The organism is Halomonas campaniensis, from assembly GCF_002211105.1.
Lineage (GTDB): Bacteria > Pseudomonadota > Gammaproteobacteria > Pseudomonadales > Halomonadaceae > Vreelandella > Vreelandella campaniensis_A.
The window spans coordinates 484,053-509,373 of sequence record NZ_JPUA01000034.1; the positions used below are offsets into that span (position 1 = coordinate 484,053).

General features: G+C 53.3%; 21 protein-coding genes. 19 read left to right on the forward strand and 2 right to left on the reverse strand.

The annotated features are described in order from the left end of the window. Nucleotides 1-448: M48 family metalloprotease (locus tag JI62_RS14625; protein WP_170938563.1), on the reverse strand; the 448-nt coding region annotated here is incomplete at its 3' end. A 1,113-nt stretch (nt 449-1,561) separates the two neighbouring features. Between JI62_RS14625 and JI62_RS14630 the strand changes: the two genes are divergently transcribed. From JI62_RS14630 to JI62_RS14705, 16 genes are all read left to right on the forward strand, one after another. After that, the gene (locus JI62_RS14630; RefSeq protein WP_088700843.1) at nt 1,562-2,323 is read left to right on the forward strand and encodes a metallophosphoesterase; all 762 of its coding nucleotides are present in this window, start codon (nt 1,562-1,564) and stop codon (nt 2,321-2,323) included. Nucleotides 2,324-2,558: 235 nt separating this feature from the next. Continuing rightward, the gene (locus tag JI62_RS14635) at nt 2,559-3,899 is read left to right on the forward strand and encodes an enolase C-terminal domain-like protein (RefSeq protein WP_088700844.1); all 1,341 of its coding nucleotides are present in this window, start codon (nt 2,559-2,561) and stop codon (nt 3,897-3,899) included. Nucleotides 3,900-3,935: 36 nt separating this feature from the next. Then, nucleotides 3,936-4,880 carry a tripartite tricarboxylate transporter substrate binding protein gene (locus JI62_RS14640; protein ID WP_088700845.1) on the forward strand — a complete coding sequence of 315 codons (945 nt, stop codon included), beginning with the start codon at nt 3,936-3,938 and terminating at the stop codon, nt 4,878-4,880. Nucleotides 4,881-4,899: 19 nt separating this feature from the next. Further along, nucleotides 4,900-5,415 carry a tripartite tricarboxylate transporter TctB family protein gene (locus JI62_RS14645; protein WP_088700846.1) on the forward strand — a complete coding sequence of 172 codons (516 nt, stop codon included), beginning with the start codon at nt 4,900-4,902 and terminating at the stop codon, nt 5,413-5,415. 15 nt (nt 5,416-5,430) lie between these two features. Next, nucleotides 5,431-6,939: a tripartite tricarboxylate transporter permease gene (locus JI62_RS14650; RefSeq protein ID WP_088700847.1), complete on the forward strand. Its 1,509-nt coding sequence runs from the start codon at nt 5,431-5,433 to the stop codon at nt 6,937-6,939. Nucleotides 6,940-7,019: 80 nt separating this feature from the next. Next, on the forward strand, nt 7,020-8,030 hold the full coding sequence (gene yiaK / locus JI62_RS14655) for a 3-dehydro-L-gulonate 2-dehydrogenase (RefSeq protein WP_088700848.1): 1,011 nt from the start codon (nt 7,020-7,022) through the stop codon (nt 8,028-8,030). Between the two features lie 191 nt (nt 8,031-8,221). After that, nucleotides 8,222-9,133 (forward strand): 5-dehydro-4-deoxyglucarate dehydratase, encoded by a 912-nt coding sequence (gene kdgD, locus JI62_RS14660; protein WP_088700849.1) that lies wholly within the window; start codon nt 8,222-8,224, stop codon nt 9,131-9,133. 78 nt (nt 9,134-9,211) lie between these two features. Next, nucleotides 9,212-10,267, forward strand: a complete 1,056-nt coding sequence (locus JI62_RS14665) for an ABC transporter substrate-binding protein (RefSeq protein ID WP_088700850.1) — start codon at nt 9,212-9,214, stop codon at nt 10,265-10,267. Between the two features lie 118 nt (nt 10,268-10,385). Beyond that, entirely contained in the window at nt 10,386-10,829 is a 444-nt protein-coding gene (locus JI62_RS14670) for a tripartite tricarboxylate transporter (protein WP_088700851.1), read from the forward strand. A 17-nt stretch (nt 10,830-10,846) separates the two neighbouring features. After that, on the forward strand, nt 10,847-12,409 hold the full coding sequence (locus JI62_RS14675) for a tripartite tricarboxylate transporter permease (RefSeq protein ID WP_088700852.1): 1,563 nt from the start codon (nt 10,847-10,849) through the stop codon (nt 12,407-12,409). After that, entirely contained in the window at nt 12,390-13,958 is a 1,569-nt protein-coding gene (gene garD, locus JI62_RS14680) for a galactarate dehydratase (RefSeq protein ID WP_088700853.1), read from the forward strand. Before JI62_RS14675 ends, garD begins: the two co-directional genes overlap by 20 nt. 53 nt (nt 13,959-14,011) lie before the next feature. Next, on the forward strand, nt 14,012-15,337 hold the full coding sequence (locus JI62_RS14685; RefSeq protein ID WP_088700854.1) for an enolase C-terminal domain-like protein: 1,326 nt from the start codon (nt 14,012-14,014) through the stop codon (nt 15,335-15,337). A gap of 204 nt (nt 15,338-15,541) precedes the next feature. Continuing rightward, on the forward strand, nt 15,542-16,525 hold the full coding sequence (locus tag JI62_RS14690; protein WP_088700855.1) for a Bug family tripartite tricarboxylate transporter substrate binding protein: 984 nt from the start codon (nt 15,542-15,544) through the stop codon (nt 16,523-16,525). Nucleotides 16,526-16,594: 69 nt separating this feature from the next. Further along, on the forward strand, nt 16,595-17,065 hold the full coding sequence (locus JI62_RS14695; protein ID WP_088700856.1) for a tripartite tricarboxylate transporter TctB family protein: 471 nt from the start codon (nt 16,595-16,597) through the stop codon (nt 17,063-17,065). Further along, nucleotides 17,065-18,582: a tripartite tricarboxylate transporter permease gene (locus JI62_RS14700; RefSeq protein WP_088700857.1), complete on the forward strand. Its 1,518-nt coding sequence runs from the start codon at nt 17,065-17,067 to the stop codon at nt 18,580-18,582. Before JI62_RS14695 ends, JI62_RS14700 begins: the two co-directional genes overlap by 1 nt. A 114-nt stretch (nt 18,583-18,696) precedes the next feature. Continuing rightward, nucleotides 18,697-20,382, forward strand: coding sequence for a thiamine pyrophosphate-binding protein (locus tag JI62_RS14705; RefSeq protein ID WP_088700858.1), 1,686 nt, complete (start codon nt 18,697-18,699; stop codon nt 20,380-20,382). 37 nt (nt 20,383-20,419) lie between these two features. Here JI62_RS14705 and JI62_RS14710 read toward each other — a convergent pair whose 3' ends face one another. Beyond that, entirely contained in the window at nt 20,420-20,737 is a 318-nt protein-coding gene (locus JI62_RS14710) for an NIPSNAP family protein (RefSeq protein WP_088700859.1), read from the reverse strand. A gap of 496 nt (nt 20,738-21,233) precedes the next feature. Here JI62_RS14710 and JI62_RS14715 point away from each other — a divergent pair, with 496 nt between their 5' ends. From JI62_RS14715 to JI62_RS14725, 3 genes are all read left to right on the forward strand, one after another. Beyond that, nucleotides 21,234-21,992 carry a FadR/GntR family transcriptional regulator gene (locus JI62_RS14715; protein ID WP_170938564.1) on the forward strand — a complete coding sequence of 253 codons (759 nt, stop codon included), beginning with the start codon at nt 21,234-21,236 and terminating at the stop codon, nt 21,990-21,992. Nucleotides 21,993-22,055: 63 nt separating this feature from the next. Next, entirely contained in the window at nt 22,056-23,630 is a 1,575-nt protein-coding gene (locus JI62_RS14720; protein ID WP_088700860.1) for an aldehyde dehydrogenase (NADP(+)), read from the forward strand. 196 nt (nt 23,631-23,826) lie between these two features. After that, nucleotides 23,827-25,317 (forward strand): alanine/glycine:cation symporter family protein, encoded by a 1,491-nt coding sequence (locus JI62_RS14725; RefSeq protein WP_088700861.1) that lies wholly within the window; start codon nt 23,827-23,829, stop codon nt 25,315-25,317. Nucleotides 25,318-25,321 lie beyond the last annotated feature (4 nt).

Below are 25,321 nucleotides of genomic sequence, written 5' to 3' on the forward strand. Positions count from 1 at the left end.
AAGCACGCTTGGAGTGTCCTAACGCCACGTGGCCGATCTCGTGGGCAATAACGTAGCGCACTTCATCGTCGGTCATTTCATCCATCAGCCCGCTATGTAGTCGAATGGAGCCATTGGGTACTGCAAAAGCATTAACTTCGTCTAAATGATAAACGTTGTAGTCAAGCGTATGGCCGTCGACGGTTTCCAAGCCTTGGGTTAGCTTCGCTAAACGTTGTGCATACTGGCTATCATCTGCAACAAGGTGGTTTTGGGAATCAAGCTGAGCAATGGTTTGATCGCCAAGTTGTTGCATTTGCTGATCCGACATCGTGGCAGCACCAGCGAAACTGGAGCCCGCAGACATTAGGCCGCCGAGATCAGCGCCGGATTGACAGCCGCTAAGAGCGAGTGTCGCCGCTAAACCTAATGCATAAGATGTTTTGCGAACCAAAAAAGGTGTTTGCATCGTCCGTTCCTTCGTCAATGTGCGTGCATAACAGTAATCGTCTGCACGTTGAGTATTGCGCCTTTATTAGCCGAACTAATATTAGACTAATCCTTTAAGTAACTCCATACCTTATCGCACATTAGCTTATAGGGATTGGCTGAGAACATCGAAACGTTGCACTTAAAGTCAATGCTCCGCTAGACCTTGCGCTGATTGTTAACGCTTTAAAATTGCACAAAGTGTTATTAATCGTAGCGGTAGAGAGCATTAACGCGATTTATCTTTACAGGGAGCGTCGCATAATTGAAAGTCGAATGTGCCAAATCAGCTGGCTGTAAGGCTACAAAAAAACGCCTCGTTAAACGAGGCGTGTATGGAGCTGAAACAGCATGCGGGTTCTATATGTTTAACGCAGATAAGCCTTAATAGCGTCAAGTGCCGCGCGCTGCTGCAGAGCGCGTTTCGCCCACACTTCCATAACATCAGCTTCTAACGCTTGTGCTGGGTTGACTAAGTCTTGCATGGCGTTTATTCCTCTTTCAGGGGATCAGAGAATGTGGTGAGACCTTGTTGTAAAAATGATGTTGTAAAAGCTCATGCCGTAAAAAGCGCATGTTGTACACAGCTTGTGTTGTGCAAAGCAGCAATGTAGCTGTGGTGAGATATTAAGAGCTTTATTTGCGAAGGGCTAGTCCTAACGATGTAGGTGATTTGCCATTTTCCGTAAGCTGTGGCTTACAAATGACGTTATGACGATATTAGGTCTTTGAATGGAAAAGGTTTTCATAACTATAAAAAAGCCGGAAATTATTCCGGCTTCGGTGATTATCTTTGGTCTAAAAGGGTGCAAAAGCACCTGAATTAGCCTAAATAGGCTTTCAGCGCTTCGACTGCGGCACGATGCCACTGAGCATGCAAGCTCCAGAACTCTAGAACTTCATTATCGCGTGCAGGGGGGGTTATTAAAAAAGTCATTGTGCGGTCCTCCTATTGGGACTACACCTCCATTATAGTCTATTTTTGTTGCGGTGCAGCATTTCTTGGTATAACACCGTCGTTGTGCGACAAAGTGTCTTAGGCTGAGTAGGATTGGTTGGGGTACTTAATTAGGTATTTGCTATGGAGAGCTCTATGCGCTTGCGTATTTTGTCTGATCTACACCTGGAATTTTTTGACGGCGACCGCGAGCTGCCTGAGGTTGATGCCGATGTCGTGGTTCTGGCAGGGGATATCCACCGTAAGAGCGAAGGCCTTGAATGGGCGCGCCTCCGCTTTCCGGCTACGCCGATTATCTATGTGCCCGGTAACCATGAATTTTACGGTACCTGCATGCCGTTGCTACGGGATGAGCTGGCGCTCGAAGCCGAGCGGCTCGATATTGAACTGCTGGATAATCGTGCCGTTACCCTCAATGGCGTACGCTTTTACGGCACTACGCTATGGACTGATTTTGCGTTATACGCCGGTGATCCAACTCAAAACCCCGCCGATACGGAGTCCAAGGCGCTACGCTACATGCCCGACTTTAAAATCGTTCAAACTTCGCCCGGGGTAACGTTCACACCCCAGGCAAGTCAGCAGGTGCACGCTGAAGCACTCGCTTGGCTTGAAGGCGAACTGTCCCAGCCATTTGATGGCCCAAAAGTGGTAGTTAGCCACCACGCCCCGCTGCACGACTGTATTCCTGATCAATATCTGGGTGACGCGTTATCCCCCGCGTTTGCCTCCAATTTGCCTCATTTAATGGGCAATATGGATGTATGGGTGCACGGGCATGTTCACGAACCCGTGGATATTCTGCGCAATGGCACGCGTGTCATTGCCAACCCCGGTGGATACCCTTATGAGTTTACGCCAGAGCTGTTTAAGCCAGACTGGGTGGTTGAAATTTAAAGAAATTTAAAATCAGTGGCTTATGGTTTTTAATAGATTGTTCGTAAATCGCTGGCAGTCAAACCGGTGAGTGCTACTTTGGTTTAAATTCCACCTCTTCTGCTTGCGTCTTAAAGCCACGCTACTTATCTTCTTGCTTGTATGATGTATGACATATAGGGCTGCATAAAATATTTATGTAGTCATGAACGGGATGCTGATCTACGCGCTAAGGCTGCTTACTGGAGAATTGTTTATGTCGAGCCACGACACTCCCACGATAACCGAGATGCAGGTCATTCCCGTGGCAGGGCGCGATAGCATGTTATTCAATATCGGTGGAGCGCACTCGCCGTATTTTACCCGCAACCTGGTTATTCTCAAAGATAGCCACGGTAATGTGGGGGTGGGCGAAGCTCCCGGTGGTGAGACGATTCAAACGTCTCTTGAGCAGTCGCGAGAGCGGGTAATTGGGCAATCAATTGGAAAAATGCGCTCCATGATTGCTTCGCTGCACAATGCCGGCAGGAGTGCCGATTTTGAAGACTTCGGTAAAGGCTCTTGGACCTTCGAGCTGCGTATCAATGCGGTTGCCGCGCTTGAGGCTGCGTTACTTGATTTGATGGGGAAATTTCTGGGAGTGCCGGTGGCAGAACTCCTAGGCAACGGCAAGCAGCGTGACAGCGTTGATGTGCTGGGGTACTTGTTCTTTATCGGTGATGGGCACGCCACGCCGTTGGATTTCCGCCGGGGCACCGAGGGCTTGGATCACGACTGGTACCGTCTGCGCGACGAGCCGGCCATGACCCCTCAGCACATTGTTGAGCTAGCTCAGGCGGCGCATGATCGATACGGCTTTAAAGACTTTAAGCTAAAAGGCGGGGCGCTGGCTGGTGAGCAAGAAATAGCGGCCGTCACGGCGCTGCACAAGGCGTTTCCGGATGCGCGCACGACCATTGACCCCAACGGCGCCTGGTCGCTCGAAGAGGCGATCCGATTATGCAAGGATCTTCACGGTGTAATCGCCTACGCCGAAGATCCTTGTGGGGCGGAACAAGGCTTCTCCGGTCGCGAGATTTTAGCTGAGTTTCGCCATGCCACCGGGTTGCCTGTCGCCACCAACATGGTAGCCACCAATTGGCGAGAAATGGCCCACGCGCTGATGCTGCGCTCAGTCGATATTCCATTAGCCGACCCGCACTTCTGGACACTTTCCGGTGCCGTACGTGTCTCCCAGCTCTGCCAGGATCATGGTATGACCTGGGGCTCCCACTCCAACAACCATTTCGATATTTCTTTGGCCATGTTCGCCCAGGTGGGGGCCGCCGCCGAGGGGCGCACCACCGCGCTTGATACCCACTGGATATGGCAGGAGGGCGACGCGCGCCTGACTCGCAATCCGCCGGAGATTGCGGGTGGCAAGGTAGCCGTCACTGATGCGCCGGGGCTGGGTGTAGAGATCGATATGGTGCAAATCGAGAAGGCCAATGAGCTTTATCGTTCACTGCCTGCTGGTGCTCGGGATGATGCGATGGCAATGCAGTATTTGATAGATAACTGGAAGTTTGATCCGAAAAAGCCAGCGTTGGTGCGCTGAGCGAATCCCCTAAATGTGACAAAGAAGGACATTACAATGAATAAAATAGTACTCAATTTATCTATTGCGTCAGCGATACTGGCCAGCGGCGGTGCATTTGCCGACTATCCTGAGAAAAACATCGACATGATCGTGCCTTTCTCAGCCGGCGGCGGTAACGATACCTTCGTTCGCGCACTACAGCCGCTACTGGAAGAAAAGCTCGATACCAACTTGGTTATCCGCAATATCTCGGGCGGCGGCGGCGCTGTGGGGCTGACGCGTGCTCAGGCATCAGATGCCGATGGCTACACCTTAGCTGCCGCCAGTAACGCATTGCTGACCTTGGAGGCGTTGGGTAATGTCGACTTTACCTACGAAGATTTTGATTTTGTCGCCAAGATTCTTGAAGAGCCCTATGTCATCGCTGTCGGTGAAGACAGTGAATACGCCGACTTGGACGCTATGGTCGAGGCTGCGAAGGAAGGCACCTCGGTGCAAGTTGGCGTTTCGGGTGTAGGGTCATCGGCTCACATCGCGGCGGTGGCATTTGCTGATACCGCAGAAGTCGATTTCAATTTCATTCCCTATCCCGGCGGTTCTGAGACCATTTCCGCGGCTATGGGAGGGCACGTGGATGCTGTGGTGTTAGGTGGGGCGGAACTTCGCTCGGCGCTAGAGTCAGGTCGCCTAAAAGCCTTGGGTATGTCTTATGAAGAGCGTAGCGAGGCGCTGCCCGATGTCCCCACTTTCCAAGAGGAAGGCTACGATCTGTCTCTAACAGTATGGCGCGGCATCGCGGGCCCGGATGGTCTACCGGAAGAGGCTAAAGAAGCGTGGATCAGCGCCATTAAAGAAATTGTCGAGGAAGGCTCCTTTGAAGAGACTGCCTCGAATCTGGGCTTGGATATTGTACCGCTGTATGGAGATGAGCTAGAGGCGTTTATCGCTGAATCTGCTGAAGTGATGAAAGAGAGTGCTGGCGACTTAGCTGCTAAATAAAATAAGGGGTTAGTGACTGATGGCGAAGGATATAGGTAAACCGATCTTTGATCTGTTTCTTTTAGTGGCATCGGCAATTGGGTTTTATATGGCCACTACGCTGCCAGCAGTCAGCATGGCGGGGGGGCTTTCCCCCGTTTCTTTTCCAAAGTTGATCTCTGGCTTGATTTTTGTGTGTGCCGTCCCCTGCTTAATACGTGATTCTTACGAATGGCTTGTTGCAAGGCGAGTGCGGAAAGCCGAAACAGCCCTTAATGCCACTGCTTCAAAGAAAGGTATTTTGCAATGGTTGACCATCGTGGCTTTGATTATTGTTTATATCAATGTGTTCGAGCGGCTGGGGTATCTCGTAAGCACAGCGCTATTTTGCTTCTTTAATGTCGTTTTACTTGTTGTAGTTAGCGGTGAATTCCAGAAGTTAAGCAACAGCCGTAAACTGCGAAACTTGGCAGCTTATACAATTTTCTCGGTCATATTGTCATTGGTTATTTATTATGTATTTACCGAACTGTTCAATATCCCGCTACCGAATTGATGAAGGAGAAGTGTGATGCTGATGGGATATATGGAAGGTTTGGGATTAGTCTTTCAATTCGGAACATTACTGGCAATCGCTGGGGGAACCTTTCTTGGCATCATCATGGGGGTGCTGCCTGGCCTAACATCGGCCATGGCGATAGCTCTGTTGTTGCCGGTAACCTTTGGAATGCCGCCTGTGATGGGTATTGGTATGCTGCTGGGTACCCTGTGTGGTGCTGGTGCCAGCGGCTCGATACCCGCCATCTTATTGAATATTCCAGGTACGCCATCCTCGGTCGCGACGACGTTCGATGGCTTTCCAATGGCTCAAAAAGGTGAGGCGGGGAGAGCCCTGGGGCTGGCCATTGTTGCCTCTTTCTTTGGCGGTGTTGCCAGTATGGTGGTGTTAAGTCTTCTCGCACCACCCATCGCTGAGTTTGCATTACGATTTGGTGCTGCGGAGTATTTTTCGCTGAGCATTTTCGGGCTAGTCATTATTGCGTCTGTTGCGGGCAAGTCACTCCTTAAAGGTTTGATTGCAGGCCTGATAGGTTTCTTTTGCGCTACCATCGGTACAGATCCTATTGCGGGGGTCGACCGTTTTACGTTTGGACAACTCTCTTTATTGACCGGGGTTAACCTTTTACCGGCGCTGATTGGGTTGTTTGCTGTATCACAAGTACTGAAAGATGCCTTCGAATATGACCCCTCCAATAAACTTCAGAATAGCCCCCATAAGGTCGATATTGCACGGCCGCGGTTTATTGAAACACTGCGCAATTGGCGCGCTCTTCTCGTCGGTATCGTGTCGGGTTCTGTCGTGGGCCCAGTACCGGGTGCGGGGGGCAGTATTGCCTCGCTGGTAGCCTATGACCAAGCACGTCGTTTTTCTAGAACACCTGAAAAGTTTGGTAAGGGGCATGGTGCTGGCATTGTCTCCGTTGAGAGCGCGAACAATGCGTTGTTAGGTGGGGCGTTAATTCCTACGCTTGCGCTGGGCATCCCTGGCGAGGCCGCGACGGCTGTTCTATTGGGTGGTTTAATGATTCAAGGCGTTACGCCGGGGCCGATGCTCTTTGAAAGCCAGAGCGGCATCATTTACGGGATATTTTTAGCGTACTTAGTCGCTAACTTCTTCATGCTTATCATCATGTGTTTAGGCATCAAGCTGTTTGTTCGTGTACTGCTCGTGCCAAGAAAACAGTTGATATCGGCTATCATTGTTTTTTGTTTTATCGGTGTTTACGGAGTCGATGGGGATGTGTTTAACCTCTACATAATGCTGGCTTTTGGATTGCTCGGCTATTTTCTCAACCGATATGGCTTTGGAACCGCTCCGGTAATACTGGGTTTAATTCTGGGGCCGATAGCGGAATCTAACTTGAGACGGGGGCTGCAGACCTTCGGTGGTGATTGGACACCGTTTTTCACCCGCCCCATCAGCGTTACCTTTTTAGTTATCGCCTTAGGGTTGCTGGCGCTGACACTGTGGCAGAACTACCGTCCTCGTCAACAAGACGCGGCGTCTGGCGCTGCTTGAAGTCCATGGCCGCCATGCGAGGCGGCTGGGGTGTTGAAGCCCACTCCCTGAGTGGGCTTTTTTAATGGTGGGGGTAAGTGATGGCTAACATCGATTTTGAGACATTGCGCAGTACGATTGAAAAATCACTCTTGAAGGCGGGCCTAAAGCCCGCTGATGCTGAGATCTGCGCGCAAATCCATGCTGAAAGTACTCGAGACGGCGTGCATTCGCATGGTATCGGGCGGGTTCCACGTTTCATTGAGTACGTTGGGAAGGGCTGGGTCGATATCGACGCTAAGCCATGCCTTGTTCAGCGGCTGGGGGCGATTGAGGTGCTGGATGGAGGGTTTGGAATAGGCGTGGTCAATGCACTTCATGCCACAGAACGGGCCATTGCATTGGCACGTGAGCACGGTATGGGGCTGGTGGCGTTACGCGATACCACTCACTGGATGCGGGGCGGAAGCTATGGTTGGCATGCGGTTGAGCAAGGGTTCGCTACGATTATGTGGACCAATACCGAGTCCTGTATGCCCGCCTGGGGCGGGGCTTCCCAATCGATTGGCAATAACCCACTGGTGATGGCTGTACCACATAGTACTGGGCCTCTGGTGCTCGATATGGCGATGTCGCAGTTTTCCTATGGGAAGCTACAGACGACTCAGTTGAAGGGCGAGCATTTGCCCGTTGACGGTGGTTTTGATGAGCGCGGAGCGTTGAGCCGTGATCCTGCGGCGATCGCTGCGACGCGCCGCTTGCTGCCGACCGGGTACTGGAAAGGCTCTGGGTTGGCGATTCTACTGGATGCGTTGGCAGCACTGCTCGCTCAAGGGCGTCCTAGCCATGCTATTGATAAGGTTCAGCGCGGCAGTGGCGGCGGTTGTAGTCAGGTGTTTATGGTCTTTGACCCTGAACAACTCGGTGGTCGAGAAGCCTGCGATAGCATTGTCGAAGGTATCCAGACGCATCTGGCCGCTACCACGCCTGCCGAGCCGGGGCGTAGAGTGCGCTGGCCGGGCGAATCGACCGCTGACAAGCGATACGGAGAGGGGACGATTATGCTTGATGACATGCTCTGGCGTTCTGTTTGTGAGCTCGCTGGGGACTAGTTAAAGCCCTTTAACCTTCAATAGGTTTATAGAGCTTGGCTGCTACTTTGGTTTAAGTTTTGATGGTTCTGCTTGCACCCTATGAGCTGGGTACTTATCTTTTAGGTTGTATGATGTATGACATAAGGTCGTTGGCTAACGAATGGTGACTGCTCACCCTGTGACCAACACATTTTAAAAGAGGGCGCAAAGTGACGTTTTCAAGAGAAGCTGTAACAAAAGCCATCGGCGATGGCCTGCTATCGTTCCCGATTACGGATTTCGATAGTCAAGGTCGTTTCGATGAAGCGAGCTATCGCAAGCGGCTTGAGTGGTTTATTAGCCACGAGATCTCGGCGGTCTTCGTCGCAGGTGGCACGGGGGAGTTTTTTAACCTGTCACTTGAAGAGTACCGCGAGATCGTTCGCGTAGCCGTTGAGGTGATCGACGGTCGCTTACCGGTAATTGCCAGCGCGGGCTTAAGCGTTGAAACGGGCAAAGCTTTTGCAAAAGCGGCCGAAGAAGTGGGCGCTGATGGCATTCTGCTGATGCCGCCGTACCTTACTGAGTGCCCGCAGGATGGCCTGGTGGAGTATGCCCGTCAGATTTGTGATGCCACCGCCGTCAACGTGATTTATTACAACCGCGGCAACGGCATTTTAAACGCCTCCTCGGTTCAGCAGTTGGCCGACCATTGCCCTAACTTGGTGGGGCTAAAAGATGGCAAAGGCGATATTCAGGCGCTCAACAAAATTGTCAAAACCGTCGGTGACCGTTTGGTCTATATCGGCGGAGTGCCTACAGCTGAAATTTTTGCCGAGGCCTATGTCTCCATTGGCGTGAACACCTACTCGTCGGCCGTGTTCAACTTTGTGCCGGAAATGGCGGTGAAATTCTACAAGGAGCTGCGTAAGGGCAATAAAGAGGTCGTCAAACAGATCACTAACGACTTTTTTATTCCCTTCGTGGATCTCCGGGATCGAAAAGCGGGCTATGCCGTTAGCCTGATTAAAGCAGGCGCTGACATTGTTGGCCGCCCCGCGGGCAGTGTTCGTGCGCCACTGGTAATGCCAACCCAGGAGGAGTGTCAGGCGCTTAAAAAGCTGATTGAGCGTGTTAAGTAGTCATAAATGACTGAGTAGTGCGCCACTCATCACTCAATAAGCCATAACAATTTAACAACGAGCGAAAGAGGTGAAAGTATGATCATTTCTAAAAAAACAGTGACAAGTGTTGGATCCGCAGCGCTGATGGCAACGTTGAGCATCAGCGCTGGTGTGGCAATGGCCCAGGATGGCCCGTTGCGCGGTAATATTCGCGTAGTCATCGGCTCAACGTCCACCGGCGGCGACACTTATCAAAACTCTACCATTGTGGTGGATCAACTAGCTGAAAAGCTGGATCTCAACATGAAGGTGGACGCGGTGGGCGCAAGCTCTGCTTTCCGCACCCTCGACCGGGACTCTCGCGGCAATACGTTGATGATCTTCCACGACCAGTCCTACCTTGGCCATCTGTATGGCGTAGAAGGTTACGACGATATCTTTGAGAAATATACCGTTGGCCCGACCATTGCTATCAACCCCGGCAATGCCTATCTGGTGCCTAAGGATTCGCCCTACGAGACCCTTGACGACATCATCGCTGCAGTCGGCAGTGGCGAGACCGTGCGTGTGGCGATCCAGCCGGGCGGCGTCTCTGAGATTGGTTTCAGTGCGTTGAAGAATGCCATCGCCATTGAGCATCCTGGGCAGGAAGATAACCTGGTCGCTGTTAACACCGGCTCCCAATCTGACAAGAACCAGCAACTGTTTGACGGTCAAGCCGACGTGATTAATGGCACCGTGCAGGCTAACGAGCAGTACACGCGGTTACCTGAAGATGACCAGAAAGCAATGCGTTTTGTCTGGTTAACGGCCCGTCAAGACACTATTGAACAGGCGCCGGAAGAGGGGCTTGGGCAAACATCTCGTGAGCAGTTGCTGGAGTATGTAGAGCCGAACGTGCACGTCACCATGGGAGACGACGAGAGCTTCACGTTCGATAAGGAGTTCTTCTTCCTCTACAACAAAGACATGGATCCGGCGATTGTTGAGCAAATCGATGAAGCGCTAGCGGAGATCTACGAAGAGGGTGAAATACAGGAGATTCAGAAGAACGCCTTCTTTATCCCCAACTTCAAGCCTTCTGATGAAGCCTCTGCGTATCTCGCCGATAAAATGGCTCGCTACGAAGAAATCATCAGCAACATCCAGTAACGGGTATGACACTCGCTGCGTGGGCGGCGGGTGTCTCACCTATGCATGAGTCGCTATAGAACCGCTATAGAAAGAACAATAGTAAGCAGGGTATCTGCTGCTAATGCCCGGAGCTGTTATGGAATCAGGTCTTTCAAGTCTGCTCAGTGTCTCTATCGATTTCGAGACCTCCCACCTGTTCTTCCCCAGGATTATCCATTGGATCATGGCGGGTCTGTTTGCCCTGATTCTGGTGACGAAGGTAGCTCCCTTCATGGCCTCTGTGAAACGGGGAGAGCGCACCATGCCCATTTTGGGGGAGGTCAGGGATAATTTTCGCTTCTTCGGCACGCTCGTCTTGATTGCGGCGTATTTTTACTTCATGGCCGTGGTGGGCGATATGTTCCCCTACACAGGCTATGGCTTCCTGCTGGTATCGATGGCTTTCGTTCTCCTGATGTCACTGCTCTATCTGCATGACTGGACGAAAAAGGCGCTTACCATCGTCGTGGTCAATGCCATCGTCGCCCCCAGTCTGGCCTGGTTCGTTCTCGCCAAGCTGTTCACTATCACCTTACCGTGACCGGAGCGAGTGCCACCATGGAATTCCTCTCACTTCTCGATATAACCTTCTTTTTACTCGCCGGGTTCGGTGCTCTGGTCGGCATCATCTTCGGTGCTATCCCCGGCATGACCGCTACTATGGCAGTCGCTGTTTGCCTGCCGCTGACTTACGCCCTTGGTTTACACCACGGCCTAGCGCTGCTGCTTGGCCTCTATGTGGGTGGTATTTCCGGCGGTATGGTGCCAGCCGTGCTGCTCAATATTCCCGGTACACCCTCTTCCATTACCACCACCTTTGATGGCTACCCAATGGCTCAGAAGGGGGAGGGTGAGAAAGCGCTGAAAATATGCGTGGTTGCATCCGTCGTTGGCGGGCTTATTAGCGCCGCTATACTCTTCTTGTTTGCGCCTCTGCTGGCCGATTTCTCGATCAAGTTCTCCTATGTAGAGAAGTTTTTGATCATTTTGTTAGCGCTGAGTGTCATTGCTTCGCTCTCCAGCAGCATGCTGATTGGCATCTTTAGCGGCGTCATCGGCATCTGGCTGAGCCTGATCGGTGACTACAGCATCTCTGATGGCGGCAATGGCAAAACCCGGCTGATGTTTGATTTCATGGAACCCTACTTATTTGAAGGGTTTTCCCTGCTGCCGGTGCTGATCGGGGTGTTTGGTATCTCTACGATTCTGCTTGAGGCGGAAAAGGGGGCGAAGAGTGATATCGCTAACCAGCGCATCAAACTCAGCAAGGGAGCAGGCTTTTCACTTTCGATCTTTAACGGTCGCCTGACTAACCTGGTGCGTTCGTCTTTTATCGGCACCTTCGTTGGCATGCTGCCTGGGGTCGGTGGCAGCGCCGCCTCCGTATTGGCTTATACCCAAGAGAAAAACTTAACCCGTGATTCATCGCAAATGGGCAGAGGGGCGCCTCAAGGGCTTATCGCCTCGGAGTCCGCCAATAATGCGTTGACCGGTGGTGCACTGATTCCACTGCTATCGCTAGGTATTCCTGGCGACTCGACAACGGCGGTGCTGATTGGTGCATTCACCCTGCAGGGCATTCAGGTCGGGCCGCTATTTATTCCTGAGAATACCGACACCTGGTACGTCATGATGACGGCGCTGGTGTTCGCCAATATCGTGATGTTTTTCTTAATGTTCTATGCCATTAAGTACATCGCCAAAGTGGTCATGGTGCCCAAGCATATTCTCTTCCCCATCATTGTGATGATGTGTGTGGTCGGTGCCTATGCCATCAACTACGGCATTATGTTTGATGTCTGGACGCTGCTGATTTTCGGCATTTTAGGCTACCTGGTGCAGAAAATTGGTTTGGAAGTGGCCCCGCTAATTATTGGCTTCATCTTGGGGAGCCAAGCCGAGGTCTACTTCGTCAAGAGCCTGGAGTCGTTCGGCACTTTCTCGATCTTTTTCACCAAAAGCCCCATCGCCATGGTGCTATGGGGGTTGATTATCGCCTCGCTAATGTTCGCCATCGTCATGGGCTTCAAATCCCGCGCCAGGCAAAAAATGGAACTGACCCAGGTAACGGGCAGTACACGCACAGCCTCAGGAAAGGGTCATGACACAGACAACGACTAATACGCGCGTGATTCGCATACACCCCAACGATAACGTCGCCATCGTGGTTGAGCCGGGCGGTCTCGCTGAGGGCGCCGTCATTGAGGGAGGGGTTACCACCACAATGGCTGTCCCCCAGGGGCATAAGGTGGCTCTTGTCGATCTGGCGGAGGGGGAGCGCATCATTCGCTACGGTGAAGTGATCGGCACGGCGGCCACGCCTATTCCCCAGGGCGGCCACGTCAGCGAGACCAACTTGCACATGCCGACACCACCGCCGCTTGCGGACCTACCGCTGGCGACTCGGCCAGCACCGAAAACCGCACCGCTTGAAGGCTATACCTTCGAGGGCTTTCGTAACCCTGATGGCAGCGTGGGCACCAAAAATGTGCTGGGTATCACCACCAGCGTGCAGTGCGTCGCCGGTACCGTCGACTTCGTCGTGCAGCGGATCAAGCGCGAGCTGCTGCCGCGATTTCCCAACGTGGATGATGTGGTGGGGCTTAATCACTCTTATGGCTGTGGGGTCGCCATTAATGCGCCTGCGGCTATTGTGCCCATTCGAACGCTTAAAAATATCGCCCTGAATCCCAACTTCGGCAACGAGATAATGATCATCGGTTTGGGGTGCGAGAAGCTGCAACCCTCGACACTGCTTTCCGATCGACCGGTGAAAATTTATGAAAACACCGAGGCGGCCGACCCGGAAGCCAACGTGTTGAGCCTTCAGGATGACTCTTTTCAGGGCTTCGGCGAGATGGTCGAGGGTATTTTGGCCATGGCCGAACGACACCTTGAGCGACTCAATCGACGCCAGCGTGAGACCTGCCCGGCGTCCGAGCTCGTCGTCGGCATGCAGTGTGGCGGCAGCGATGCCTTTTCGGGGGTGACGGCTAACCCCGCTGTGGGCTTTGCAACCGACTTGATCGTGCGGGCGGGGGGCAGTGTGATGTTCTCAGAGGTTACCGAGGTGCGCGACGCTATCCATCTGTTAACCCCGCGGGCTGTTGACGAAGAGGTGGGAAGGGCACTGATTGAGCAGATGGCGTGGTACGACAACTATCTGGCTCAAGGCCAGGCTGATCGCAGCGCCAACACTTCACCGGGCAACAAGAAGGGGGGGCTTTCCAATATCGTTGAGAAGGCGCTGGGCTCGGTGATCAAGTCGGGCAACTCGCCGATTGTCGATGTCATCGGCCCCGGTGAAAGGCTGCGCAGTAAGGGATTGACCTTCGCCGCGACCCCGGCCAGCGATTTCATCTGTGGCACGCTTCAGTTAGCCGCAGGTATGAATCTTCAGGTATTCACCACCGGGCGGGGGACACCCTATGGTCTGGCCATGGTGCCGGTGCTGAAAGTTTCCACTAACTCAGCGCTGGGAAAACGGTGGCACGACATCATCGATCTGGATGCCGGGCGCATTGCCACTGGCGAGGCCAGTATCGAAGAGGTGGGCTGGGAGCTTTTCCACCTCATCCTGGACGTGGCCAGCGGCCGCCAACAGGCCGCTGCCGACCGACTGGGAATTCATAACGATTTGGTGTTGTTTAATCCTGCGCCAGTGACTTAATCGCCTGAATAAAATTTCAACTTGGGTCAATAATAAGTAGAGGTTTACGAGATATGTTTCCAAAAATTAAATCAATGAAAGTGGTACCTGTCGCTGGTTACGATGGTTTCTTATTAAATCTCAGTGGTGGTCACGCTCCCTGGTTTATCCGCTGTGTGGTCATCCTCGAGGATGACGCGGGTAACCAGGGCGTTGGTGAGATTCCTTCCAGTGGTGGCATTCTTAAGGGGCTGGAGCAGTGCCGTGAGCTGGTGGAAGGCTCGCCGATCAATAACATCAAACACACCCTCAATCAGGTTCGCCTGCGATTAGCCCAGAACGGACGCGAGGAGCGGGGCAGGCAGACGTTTGATCTGCGCGTAGCGGTACACGTGATCACCGGTATTGAGTCGGCGCTGTTAGATCTCTATGGGCAGACGCTCCAGCTACCTGTCGCCGACCTGCTGGGTCAGTACGGCCGTCAGCGCGATGAAGTCGAGGCATTGGGCTACCTGTTTTTACTGGGTGACCCGGGCAAGACAGACCTGCCATACCCTAAAGCGCATCACCCTCAAGATCGCTGGGACGAAATACGCTACCAGGAAGCGCTAACACCCGACGCCGTCGCTAATTTGGCCAAAGCCGCCTATGAACGGTATGGGTTTAAAGACTTTAAATTAAAAGGTGGTGTATTACGTGGGGAAGAGGAGGCCGACTGCATCCGCGCCCTTCATGATGCCTTCCCCGATGCGCGGCTAACGCTTGATCCTAACGGTGCCTGGAAACTGGATGAAGCGGTGCGCGTGCTGGAGCCCATCAAACACTTGCTAAGCTACGCCGAAGACCCCTGTGGTCAGGAAGAGGGCTACTCGGGTCGTGAAACAATGGCCGAGTTCAAGAAGCGCACCGGCCTACCTACTGCCACCAATATGATTGCGACAGATTTTAAACAGCTGCAGTATGCCGTTCAGCTAAATTCTGTCGATATACCGTTGGCAGATTGCCATTTCTGGACGATGCAAGGTGCTGTCAAAGTCGGTGAGCTGTGTAATGAGTGGGGTATGACCTGGGGCTCTCACAGTAATAACCACTTTGATATTTCGCTCGCCATGATGACGCACGTTGCGGCGGCTTGTCCGGGTGAGATTACCGCCATTGACACCCACTGGATTTGGCAGGACGGGCAGCGTATCACTAAAGACCCTCTGCTCATCCGCGATGGCAAGCTCAAGGTGCCCACGACGCCAGGGCTAGGAGTTGAGCTTGACGAAGAGAAGCTTATGGAGGCCCACACGCTTTATAAGTCGTTGGATACCACCCAGCGAAACGATGCCATGGCGATGCAGTTTTTGATTTCTGGGTGGGAGTTCGATCCTAAGCGTCCTGCTCTCGTTCGTTAAAGTGCTTTAACGATAACGGTGGATTAAGCCAAATGTATTGCCGATAGAGAGATGTGGTCAACTGGGTAAATGCTCGACTTTGGTCTCATTTTTATATCTCTCTATTGTAGAGCTAACGAGAACACACTAAGTTTCAGGTTGTATGATGTATGACTTGATCATGAGAAGAAGTCTGCTGATAGGTTTTTAACCAAGGAGTACACAATGTACAAAAACAACAAAACCCTGCTAACCCTGACCGCTGCCGTCGCTTTAGCCTCACTATCTGGCGTGGCGCTAGCTGACTACCCTGAGCGCGATATCCGCGTGATTGTGCCTTGGGGGGCCGGTGGGGGTACCGATGGAATCGTTCGTAAACTGACCACCATCGCTGAAGAAAGCCTCGATGTTTCCATGTACGCAGAAAACATCGAGGGTGGCGTGAGTGCCACCGGTATTGGCCAGCTTATGAGCTCCCGGCCTGACGGCTATACCATTGGCGCGTTAACCTACGACAGCCTGGTGACCGTGCCTTGGCAAGCCATGCTGCCCAGTTACGATATGGATAAATTGAAGCTGATTGCACGGGTCACCAGCGAGCCCGATGCTATCGTCGTTGACGCCGATTCCGACTACCAAACGATTCATGACCTTATTGAGGCGGCCAAGGAAAACCCTGGCGAGATTCGCGTTGCCATTCAGAATCTGGGTGGACGCGTTCATCTCGCGATCCTGCAGTTTCAAGAGTTAACCGGTACGGAGTTCCGAATCGTCTCTTATCCTGGTGGTGCCGCCCCTCAGAAAGAAGCCATTCTGTCCGATGAGGTCGATGTTGCCCTTACCAGCCTGGGCGATTTTTCCAATCTTCTGGAAGATGGCACCGTACGCGGTCTTGTTGAGTTCTCCGATACGCAGAATCCGACCTACCCCGATGTGCCTACCACCGCTGAAGAGGGGATCGACCTCCAGATTGGCAGCTTTATTGTCTTTGCCGCACCAGCAGACACCCCGGAAGAAACCATTAACGCACTGGAAAGCGCTTACAAAACGGCGTACGACAGCGATGAGTTTCAAGAGTGGGTGGCCAACGTCGGGGTAACGCCGAACTGGCTGGGTACCGATGAGGTGACTGCCTGGGCTGATGAAACGGCCGAGTCACTGTTCAGCGAAATGGATGCGCTGGTAGAAGCAGGTGTGATGTCCAAGTAATTCGCAGCTCAAAGCGCGTGGCACCGGTTACCGGTGCCACAGCTAACTCAAGCAGAGGATTTTGAGTCAATGAACAACGTCGAACGCTTTAGAAGGTCGTCAGTACTGTTTCCTGCCTTCTTGCTGATATTGACCACGATCTACCTGGCGGAAGCCTTGAGCATACGCTCACAGTTTGGTGGTGACACCCTTGTGGGGCCGCGCTTCATGCCTATCCTGATGGCGTTCATCATGTATGCAGCGTTGATAGTCGTAACCGTAGGAGAGTGGCGCAAAGAAGCAGAGGCGGCCACTGGGGGCTCTCTGCTAAGGCCATTGCTGATTGTGGTGGCGACAGGCATCTACATCGCCTTGTTTCGTCCCTTGGGTTACGTGCCCGCTACGCTGGGTTTCGTGGTAGCCCTCTTTCTTATCTTTGACTTCGAGAAACATCGGCCCGCCTTCTTTATCTTTTATGTGATCGCCGTTACAGCGCTCTTTTACGGACTATTTGCCGGTATTTTTGGAGTGCGTCTGCCTCCCGTGTTAGGAGGATTCTAATGGAGACCTTTGTTAGTTTCCTGGGCGGTTTTGAAGCATTGCTGAGTTGGGAAGTGCTTGGCTTCATGATTGCCGGTTTCTTGATTGGTACCTTTTTCGGTGCGATGCCAGGCCTCACATCAGTGCTAGCCATTGCGCTGTTGTTACCTATTACCTATACGATCGACGTAGTACCCGCGCTGGTCATGTGTGCCTCGATCTTTATGGCGGGGATGTACTCCGGCAGTATCACGGCTACCACCATCAATATTCCCGGTGCGCCGTCCTCAATGATGACCGCCGTGGAAGGTAACGCCTTGATGTTAAAAGGGCAGGGCGCCAATGCACTGGGGCACGCGGCGCTGGGCTCGATGATCGGTGGGTCAATCGGCGCGTTACTGCTCATGGCGTTCATGCCCATTGCCGGTGAGCTGGCGCTATTGATCCGCACCCCAGGGAAGTTCTCATTGGTGCTTTTTGCGTTGGTGGTGATCATCATTGTCGATAAGGGCGCTATCGCTAAGGGCATTGTCGCTACGACGCTGGGCATCATGCTGGCGACAGTCGGCATTGATGTACTTCAGCCGATTCCACGCTTTGAGTTCGGCACTGAACTGCTGGTGGAAGGTATCGGTTTAATGCCGGTGGTCATCGGTGCCTTTGCGGTCAGTGAGCTACTGGTACAGGCGCAGAACTGGAACCTCTCTTTAGAGAGTACTTTGAAGCGGGCGAAAGGCTTAAAAATTCGTCGGCGCGATTTTATTCCCCCCTGGTCTGAAATCCGTGAAGTGGGCTTGTTTACCTATATTAAGAGCGCTTTCATTGGCTATGCGATTGGCATTCTACCCGGCGCGGGTGGCTCGATGGCGGCTTTCGTGGCCTATGCTGATGCCAAGCGCAGTTCGAAGAAGCCCGAAGAGTATGGCAATGGCAGCCGTGAAGGTATTGCAGCGGCTGAATCGGCAAATAACTCCATGTGCGGCGGTGCTTTTGTGCCGATGCTGATGTTCGGAATCCCGGGCGACCCTACCACGGCTATTGTGCTTGGTGTTTTGGTTATCAATGGCTTACAGCCAGGGCCACGTCTCATTGAGCAACAGGCTGATCTAATAGCGCCCATGTTTGCCTCTCTGTTTGTAAGCGCCTTGATCCTCATACCCCTGACGCTGTTCCTGTTCGGGCCGTACTTTATTCGCATCGTCTCAATCTCGCGTGGTCTGCTCTACAGCGCCATCGCCGTGGTAGCGCTCGTCGGAAGTTATGTGGCGACCTACTCAATTTTTCAGATGTTTTTAGCCCTATTGTTTGGTGTGTTGGCTTTCTTCCTGCGCAAACATAACTACTCGGTTGTGGCCATGTTGCTAGGCTTCATCCTGGGGCCGGATCTGGAACAGTATTTGCGCCGCTCCTTGTCGTTCAATGACGGTAACCCGATCGTCTTTTTGACGAGTATGGACAGTCTGGCTTTCCTGGCGCTAACCATCGTTTTCGCCTATCTAATTCTGCGCAAGAAGCCGAAACTTGATGCTATTCCGTGATCTTAATAAACATTTGTACAACAACAAGATTGGATTCTGTTACTCGCTATGCGCCTCCCATACTGATCATCACGAACGGCTGGGGGCGCTCTTCTCTGCCATTAGGATGCCAACATGACAACAAAAACTCGCCCCTTGCCGCGTACCGGGGGAAAAGTACTGGTTGACCAGCTTCTTATACACGGTGCTGATAGTGGCTACTGTGTGCCCGGAGAGAGCTACCTGGAAGTGCTCGATGCGCTTTATGATCAGCGTGAACATTTCACCCTCTACAATGCGCGGCACGAGGCTGGAGCGGCGAATATGGCCGAGGCTTATGGCAAGCTGACGGGGCGCCCCGGTATATGCCTGGTGACACGCGGGCCTGGCGCTTGCCATGCCGCTATTGGCGTTCATATTGCCCAGCAGGATTCGACGCCTATGATCCTGCTGATCGGCCAGGTCGACCGCAACTCTATGGATCGAGAGGCGTTTCAGGAAATCGACTACCGGGTGATGTTCGGCGGTGTCGCCAAGTGGGTTGCGCAGATAGAGGATGCGAGCCGCATTCCCGAATACATGGCGCGCGCCTTTCGGGTGGCAACGTCAGGCCGCCCAGGCCCGGTGGTGCTGGCGTTACCAGAGGATATGCTAACCGATATCGTCGAAGTCGAAGACGCTGTTCCCTACACGCCGTCAAGGCCGGGCATTGCCGTGGAGGAAATCGAGAAAATCGCTGCCCTGGTCTCCCGTGCCGAACGTCCGATGATGTTGGTCGGTGGATCGGGCTGGACGGATGAGTCCTGTGTGCAGATACGCAGCTTCGCTGAAACTAACGGTATTCCCGTCGCCTGCTCATTTCGCCGCCAGGATATAATGGACAATGCCTCAGACTGCTATGTCGGTGATTTCGGTACCGCCGTGGTGCCGTCACTGATTAAGCGCCTTGCTGAGGCGGATCTGCTGTTGGTCGTCGGAGCCCGGCTCGGCGAGATGACTACCCGAACATATACTACGCTGGCGTCTCCTACTCCCAGCCAAACGCTGATACACGTGCATATTGACCCGGATGAGATAGGCCGTGTGTTTAGCCCGGCGCTGGGCGTTGTTTCGGCCCCTGATAAGCTGGCTGCAGCGTTAGCCGCTCACGACTGGGGGCAGCGCAGCCGCTGGAGTGAGTGGTGCAAAACGTTGCGAGATGAGTATCTTGCCGATATTTTGCCTCCGTCACACGATTACCCGCTCGATATGGGCGCGGCAATGCATGCGTTGCGCGATAGCTTGCCGAAGGAGTGTATTGTCACTCTGGACGCCGGAAACCATACCGGATGGGCGCAGCGCTTTTTGGCCTACCAGCGTCCTGGTCGGATTATTGGCTCAACCTGCGGTGCGATGGGGTATTCAGTACCTGCCGCCGTGGCGGCTTCTCTACGCGAGCCCGATAAGTGTGTACTGGCGTTTGTCGGCGACGGCGGCTTTATGATGAGCGGTGTTGAAATCGCCACTGCCGTACAGCATGGCGGACGGCCCATCGTGCTGCTATTTAACAACGGTACTTACGGCACGATTCGCATGCACCAGGAGCGTGAACATCCTAATCGCGTTTCGGGAACCGATCTGGTGAATCCAGACTTTGGCCAATTGGCAGCAGGGCTTGGCGCGCATTTCGAACGTGTTATCGATACGGCCGCTTTCAAGCCCGCTCTGGAGCGGGCCATGGCCTCGGGTCGCCCTGCCGTGATCGAGCTTGTGACTGACCCGGAACGGATTTCAACACGTACTACCGTCACAGCACTGCGTTCAGCTAAAGCTCGTTCATAAAGGAACCACTTTAAGAAGAGACCCGCTAATCAAGAAGTCAGTCTTTAAAGAAGGGGGCGGGGACAACAATCTTGTTTTCCTGGCTAATTAGATAACCGGCCTCGGCACTTTTCTTGAGATAGGCGGCCCACTCTGGGTCGCTCTGCATAGCGGCGCGCCGCTGGCTACGGTCAGCGGCATCTTTGAACACCCAGATATGTACATAGGAGTTCACATTGCCGGTTTCGACCGGCCCGTATAGCAGAGGTTCGCCAAGGTGACGTTTTTGGATGGCCCAGCCATGCGCTTCGTAGAGCGCCATCTGTTTCTTCAACGTGCCAGGTGTGCAGGTATAGGTACGGTGGTCATACAGCATGGTGATACTCCTTGGTGATTACTCTATTAAGGGCTGCGGGCTATCCACCCAAGGTGGCGCTATGCAAGTAAAGAACCTTGTGTGATCTCGCCGGTATGAGGGTTACGTTAAGCCTTATTGCCTTTGGTTCCCTCTATCAATCACATGTTGTATTACATCATACAAAACTGCAACAAAAAGCATGCACCGATTGCGCCATAAGCAAGGGGGGTAAGGTATATGAGACCGTAATGTTGATGAGCTGATTTTTATCAAAGTGCTACTTTAACTTTGGTTCGGATTTCGTTAGTTATGCTTGCTTGGCACAATAATAAGGCCTATTTTTTTCTTGTATGATGTGTTGTATCTAGCATGAAAAAATATTCGTCGTTACTCGTGATGGCATTAAAAATAGAAAACAGGCTGCCTGGGGTCATTCAGAAGCCATTTATTGGCACTTCCAAGACCTAGGTTGTACGATATAATACAACTTGGATATTAATGAAGGATAGCTTCCATGGTCAAAACCAGCGCAGCGGCATCTGCCCTAAAACCGCTTCAAATAAGTAAAGTGACACAACAGGGAAGCTTGTCCGTGCACGTGGCCGACCAGTTGGAAGCGTTGATCACGCAGGGCAAAGTCGCGGTAGGAGAGAAGCTGCCTACTGAGAATAGCCTGTGTGACTCCTTTGGCGTTAGCCGCACTGTGATCCGTGAAGCGATTACCCACCTTAAGTCTCTGGGGCTGGTGGAAACCCGGCGAGGCGTAGGCACATCAGTGCTGCGCTCTTCCACAGTAGAGGCGCGTCCTGCAGAACGCATTAACCCCACTACTGTGGAAGATATCTTGCACCTGCTAGAACTGCGGCTAACCTTAGAGCCAGCGGCGGCGGAACTGGCCGCCTTACGCCACGACGATGAAGATCGTCAGCGGCTGGAGGCGCAGCACCTTGCCTTTAGTAATGCCTGTACTGCAAAAACCCAAGCCCGTGAAGAGGATTATCTGTTTCACTTTGCGATTGCCACGGCGACCAAAAATCCCTTTTTCCAATCTTTTTACAAGCAGTGGAGCCAGAGCGTGATTCCCCGCGCCAAACTGCTAAGTATTGATATTAACCCGATCTCCTCCGAGCGCTATTTAGAGCGAGTTCAGGAAGAGCACAGCTATATTCTTGAAGCTATTCTTTCCCGCGATGCGCAGGCTGCCCGTGAAACAATGTTTCAGCATCTTAACCGGGCGCGCAACACCTATGGCCAATATCGTGGGCAGAAGTAACGCGCACAGTAGCAATGCGACACGGGCGACCAGTGATATCACTGACCATTTAAGGAGCGATGTATGACAATGCGAGGCGAAATGCTGATTGGGCAACAATCAGTGACCGGGACTCAAGCCAACATTCAAGCGGTTAACCCTGCTACCGGCGAAAAGCTAGAGCCCATTTATGTCGGCGGCAGTCGTGCGCATGTTGAGCAAGCCTGCGAGCTAGCTGAAACGGCCTATGCTATCTACCGCGAAACGTCCCTCGAAGAGCGCGCTACGTTTTTAGAAACCATTGCCAGTGAAATTGAAGCGATTGGTAGTGAGCTGATTGAGCGCGCCATGGCCGAAACGGGCCTGCCCCAGGCGCGCATTGAAGGCGAGCGGGGCAGAACCTGCGGGCAACTGCGGTTATTCGCTTCCGTTGTTCGTGCCGGAGAGTGGTTAGATGTGCGTATTGATCCGGCGATGCCGGATCGTCAGCCGCTGCCGCGTGCTGACCTGCGTCAGCGCCATATCGCTCTGGGGCCTGTCGCTGTATTCGGCGCCAGCAATTTCCCGCTAGCATTTTCCGTTGCTGGGGGGGATACCGCTTCGGCCCTAGCGGCTGGCTGCCCGGTAGTGGTAAAAGGCCACTCTGCACACCCAGGCACTTCCGAGCTTGTTGGTAAGGCGATTCAAAAAGCCGTGAAAGCCTGCCAGTTACCAGAAGGCGTATTCTCGCTACTGTTTGGTGCCGGTAACGAAATTGGCCAGGCGCTGGTCGATGACCCTCGCATTCAAGCGGTTGGTTTCACCGGTTCGCGCAGCGGTGGTACAGCGCTGATGAGAACCGCCCAAGCGCGGCCTCAGCCGATTCCGGTTTACGCTGAGATGAGCAGTATTAACCCCGTCTTCTTGCTACCGGCCGCCCTTAAAGCGCGTGGTAAAGCGCTGGGAGAAGCCTTTGTGGGCTCTCTCAATATGGGCGCGGGTCAGTTCTGTACCAATCCTGGCCTGGTGATTGCGGTAAAAGGCCCTGAGTTGGATGCCTTCATTGAAGCCGCGCGAGGCGCCGTGAAAGCCAGCGGTTCGCAGACAATGCTGACGCCGGGTATTCACCGTGCTTATCAAGAGGGCGTAGCCAGCCTGAGCAGCGCCGGCAAGGTGCGTGAAATTGCCCGTGGCCAGACTGGCAGCGACTATCAGTGCCAGACAGGCTTGTTTGCCGCGTCAGCGAGCGATTTCCTCGCATCTGAAGCGCTGCAAGCGGAGGTGTTCGGTGCCAGCTCGTTGATAGTTGAGTGCGAAGATGCGGCGGAAGTAAAACGTGTTGCTGAACAGCTTGAGGGACAGCTAACCGCCACGCTACATATGGACGACGCGGATATTGATGCCGCCAAAGCGTTACTGCCCACCCTGGAGCGTAAAGCTGGGCGCATCCTTGCCAACGGTTGGCCCACCGGTGTCGAGGTGTGCCATGCCATGGTGCACGGCGGCCCGTTCCCGGCTACCTCTGATTCGCGCACGACCTCTGTGGGTTCGGCAGCCATTCACCGTTTCCTACGGCCGGTATGTTACCAGTCCCTGCCAGAAGGCTTGCTGCCCGATGCTCTCAAAGAGGGCAACCCGCTTAAAGTATCGCGGTTAGTGGACGGCAAACGCGAGCTGTAATTAACGGGTGGTTACTCTAAATAGTTGTATTTTTCTAGCGGCCTTCGGGCCGCTTTTTTATGCACTATGCTTGGGGGCTAATTCAAAAACTGTCTAGACTGACTGGCAGGGTTCTAACCCTTAGTGAGCCAACTTAGCACGTCGGGTCAGGGCAAATACTCACGTGTAAACAAGAAACCAATTGGAGAGTATGCCCATGGAGACCCTTGAACTACTCATTGCCCCCCTGCGCGATGGTCTCTATGCCATCATGATGCCGGTCAGTAACTTTATCTGGAGCTATATTCTTGTCTATCTGCTGCTAGGCGCTGGTCTGCTGTTTACCATTATGACTCGGGGTATGCAGTTCCGTATGTTCAGGCATATGGCCTATGTGACGTTCACCGCGCGCGGTGCCGGAGATGGCGTTAGCGGCTTTCAGGCATTTGCCACCTCCATGGCGGCACGGGTCGGCACCGGTAATCTCGCCGGGGTGGCGCTGGCGCTGTGGATTGGCGGGCCGGGGGCAATTTTCTGGATGTGGGTCACGGCGCTACTGGGTTTCGCCACGGCGTTTATCGAATCGACCCTGGCCCAGGTCTATAAGCATCGCAATGAAGATGGCGTATTTCGCGGCGGGCCAGCCTACTACATTGAACGCTGCCTGGGGTGGCGTTGGCTCGGCGCGCTGTTTGCGGTATTTCTGATCATTGCTTACGGCTTAGCGTTTAACGCTGCCCAGTCCAATACCATTGCGCAAGGTATGAACGGCGCCTTTGGCATACCCAATTGGCTTACCGGCGTGGTGATTGCCATCCTGGCAGGCTCGGTTATTTATGGCGGCCTCAAATCGGTGGCGCGCACCGCCGAGAAGATCGTCCCTGCAATGGCGATTGCGTATCTGCTGGTGGCGCTATGGATCCTGTTGACCAATCTGCCAGCAGTGCCCGATATGCTCTCGCTGATAGTGATGAGTGCCTTTGGCTTTGGCCCTGCGGTGGGTGGTGCTGCGGGCTACGCGATTAAAGCGGCGATGGAGAATGGCGTCAAGCGCGGCCTGTTTTCCAATGAGGCGGGCATGGGGTCAACGCCTAATGCGGCGGCCCAAGCGACGGTCAAACACCCGGCAGCCCAGGGGCTGGTGCAATCCTTTGGGGTATTTGTCGATACCATCGTTATCTGTAGCTGCACGGCGGTGGTGATTCTGCTCTCCGGCGTTTACGAGCGGCTGATGTCGGAGTCGCCGGGCGACAGCATCGAAGGTATTCAGCTTACTCAGGATGCCATGGTCGACCATCTAGGTGGCTTCGGGGAGATATTTATCGCCTTGGCGATACTGTTTTTTGCATTTACCTCCATTTTGGCTAACTTCTCGTTCTCATCGGTGAATATCGAATTTCTATTTCGTCGTCATGCCGCAAAGGCGGTAAGCTTATTTAAGGTGATTATTATCGCTATGGTGCTGCTGGGTTCTGTCGCTGAACTGAGCGTGGTATGGGACTTTGCCGACCTGGCCATGGGGCTAATGGCAACTACTAACCTGTTTGCCATTTTGATCATGGGGCCAATTGCCGTAGCCGTGCTGAAAGATTATGAGCGTCAGCGCCGCGACGGTATTAAAGAGCCGATATTTGATCCGGCCATTCTCAAACGTCCCGAGCTGGTAGATGCGGATGTGTGGCCCGTGAAAGAGGCAAAAGACGAGTAGGGAG